Annotated in this window: 3 protein-coding genes; all 3 read right to left on the bottom strand. The window is 47.2% G+C overall.

Annotated elements, in window-relative coordinates; translation table 11 throughout:
- Positions 1-223: 223 nt before the first annotated feature.
- Positions 224-1,081: an 8-methylmenaquinol:fumarate reductase membrane anchor subunit gene (gene sdhE / locus Q0323_RS08410; RefSeq protein ID WP_295151735.1), complete on the bottom strand. Its 858-nt coding sequence runs from the start codon at positions 1,079-1,081 to the stop codon at positions 224-226.
- 10 nt (positions 1,082-1,091) lie between these two features.
- Positions 1,092-2,066 carry an 8-methylmenaquinol:fumarate reductase iron-sulfur subunit gene (gene sdhB, locus Q0323_RS08405; RefSeq protein WP_298053477.1) on the bottom strand — a complete coding sequence of 325 codons (975 nt, stop codon included), beginning with the start codon at positions 2,064-2,066 and terminating at the stop codon, positions 1,092-1,094.
- Positions 2,063-2,746, bottom strand: a 684-nt coding sequence (locus tag Q0323_RS08400) for an FAD-binding protein (protein ID WP_298053475.1), incomplete at its 5' end; no start/stop codon positions are given. The genes Q0323_RS08400 and sdhB, both read right to left, overlap by 4 nt.

Below are 2,746 nucleotides of genomic sequence, written 5' to 3'. Positions count from 1 at the left end.
AAAGCATTAAATTTTATGAAGTACTAAATTTCGGCAAATGAAGCATTAAATTTACGAAATAATGGAATTTTATCCAAGAATTTTATAGTATCGAAAAATATTTTAGGATAAAGCAGGCGTAGGTTGGATGATTTTGTGCGATACTAGCAGGCGCACTGTTTGTGCGCCGCAGCAAAGTATTTTTGCAAAATCATCCGTTAAATTTTAGAAAATTTCCCAAAGATCAGCTTACCAATCTCGTTGCATCTTGGATATTGATGTTTAGTCCAAGCTGCTCGTTGCTTAGCCCAAGTGCAAGGCCCACAAGCTGAGATAGGTGGATGATCGGCTTTCTTGCCTTTGAGTTCATCGCTTCTTGGTATCGCTCCTGATAGATATCCAGCTGCATCTGACATAGCGGACAAGGCGTAACTACGACGTCCGCTCCATGCTCGGCAGCGTCATTTACGATCTCGCTTGACATTTTAGATACCGATTTTACCGCTGGATAGCTAGCGTGAAAGCCGCAGCAATCAAGGCGCTTTTCAAAAGGCACTATCTGAGCGCCAAGTGCGCTAACTACCGCTTCAAAGCTTTTTGGATTGGTTGAGCTTTCTTTCTTAAGCTCGCGCTCCGGTCTTAATGAGTGGCAGCCGTAAAATAGCGCTACTTTTAAATTTGTTAGCGGCCTCGTGACCTTGGCTTTTAGAGTGTCTAAGCTTTGATATAGCACCCAAAGCAGGCTCGTTATCTCGGTACTTCCCTGATACTGCATACCGCCCTCTTTTAAAAAGGTATTGATATAGCTTTTAGCACCCTTATCCAAGGTTAGCTTTGCTTTAGTTAGAGTTAGCATACAGGTGGAGCAGGTAGTTAGCAGAGGCATATTCATACCCTCGGCTAGCGCGATGTTTCTAGCATTGGCTACCAAGCTTGCCATGGGATCGACGCATTGAGCTTGACTAGCCCCGCAGCAGCTCCAGCCCTTTATCTCGTGAAGTTTAATACCCAGTACCGGAGCGATCGCTTCAAGTGAAATTTTAGATTCCTTTGCGGCTTGACTTAAAACGCAACCCGGGAAAAATGCAAATTCGTTATTCATCCTCTCCTCCTTATTCTATCTCGCCGCTAGCTTGAGCTTTGCGTGCGGCCTCTATCATCTTAACGAGTCCTGCATGTCCCTCGATCTCCTCTTCGCCGAAAGCATGAAGAGGATTCATCTTGCCTGCCATCATTAAATTTGCCGCTACGTCCATCTTGCCCATATTTGCAAATACCCCCTCGCTTCTTAGAGCAAGCTTGATCTCGTTTAATCTTCCGCTTCCCTCTACGATGTCTAGCAGGAATGCCTCCGCGTGACCAGGGCCGCTTCCTGCGGTTAAGCCTTTTTTCATCGCTAAGGCGCGAAGTGCGGTGATGTCGCTTTGAGCGCTTATGCCTTTAGGGCAGCGATCGGCGCACTCTTGGCAGTGCACGCATAGCCATAATCCGTTTAGCACTGCAGGCTTTAGATGAGGCATAGCGTTCCTGCTTCTTGAATCAAATGCGGCACGGTTAGCATGCGTAAAAACAAAGGGTTGCATATAATCGCTCGCATCGGCTCCAAGCTTATTGCATTCGCTAGCGCAACATCCGCAAAGGATACAATCCCACTGCTTTTTGACGCGCTCCATCTGCTCCGGGCTTTGCTTACAGCCCTTATCGGCGCTAAATTCTTTCTTAGGCGTAATAGTAGGCTTGATCTTTCTTAAATTTTCGATACTAGGTTCCCAATCCACTACTAGATCCGAGATCACTCGAAAATTATTTAAAGGGGAGATCGTAAAGCTATCAGGGTTTTCATACTCTGCAAGCAGAGCCTCCATCTTGGTATCGCAGGCAAGATATGAGTGTCCGTTTACCCTTACGGCACAAGCTCCGCATATCGCCATACGGCACGCTGCGGTAAAATTTAAAGTGATGTCTAAATTTTGCTTAATAAATTGCAAAACTCCAAGCAGGGTCTTTCCTTTGATCTGCTCTAAACTAAGCTCATAGGCTTGTTTATAATTTTTGCTTCCGTCGAAGCGGTCTATGATAAATTTCATTGAGGTTTCCTTCCGTCAAGAGAGAATTCCGTAACGACGACCTCTTTGTAGCCCAAACTTAGCTCGCCTGCGTCGTTCATCGTCACGATACTGTGCTTTAAGAAATTTTTATCGTCGCGCTTCGGATAGTCCTCTCTGGTATGCGCGCCGCGGCTTTCCAGCCTCTTTTGCGCAGCCAAACACGCACAGCGCGCAAGCAGGATCAAATTTCCAAGCTCGACGTAGTCGGTAAATGCGGTATTCATAACCGGATTTGTATCCGCGACGTGCAGCTCGTCGTAGCGCGCTTTGATACCCTCTAAATTTTGCGAAAGCAGATCGAGCTTCTCGCCGGTTCTAAAGATACCCATATTGTCCCAAAGCTGCGCGCCTAGCTCTTCGCGCAACTCATACATCTCGTTTGCCTTGCCCGAGCCGTTTGCGATCTGCTTAAATTTAGCCTGCCATTTTTGCGCGAGCTCGCTCGCTCTTTTACCAGAGCCGAATCCCTCCTGCTTCGCGGCATAATTCGCTGCGCCTAGTCCTGCGAGTTTGCCCGTTACGACGGCGTTGGTCAGAGAATTTCCGCCTAAGCGGTTTGCGCCGTGGATCGAAATGCAAGACGCTTCGCCCGCGGTGTAAAGCCCCGAAATTTTAGTGCTCATATCGTCAAATTTAACCACATCTATGCCGCCCATCGA

This window comes from uncultured Campylobacter sp. (genome assembly GCF_938030145.1).
GTDB lineage: Bacteria > Campylobacterota > Campylobacteria > Campylobacterales > Campylobacteraceae > Campylobacter_B.
The sequence above is the reverse complement of the archived record's forward strand: the minus strand, read 5'-3'. Positions and strand labels throughout refer to the sequence as shown.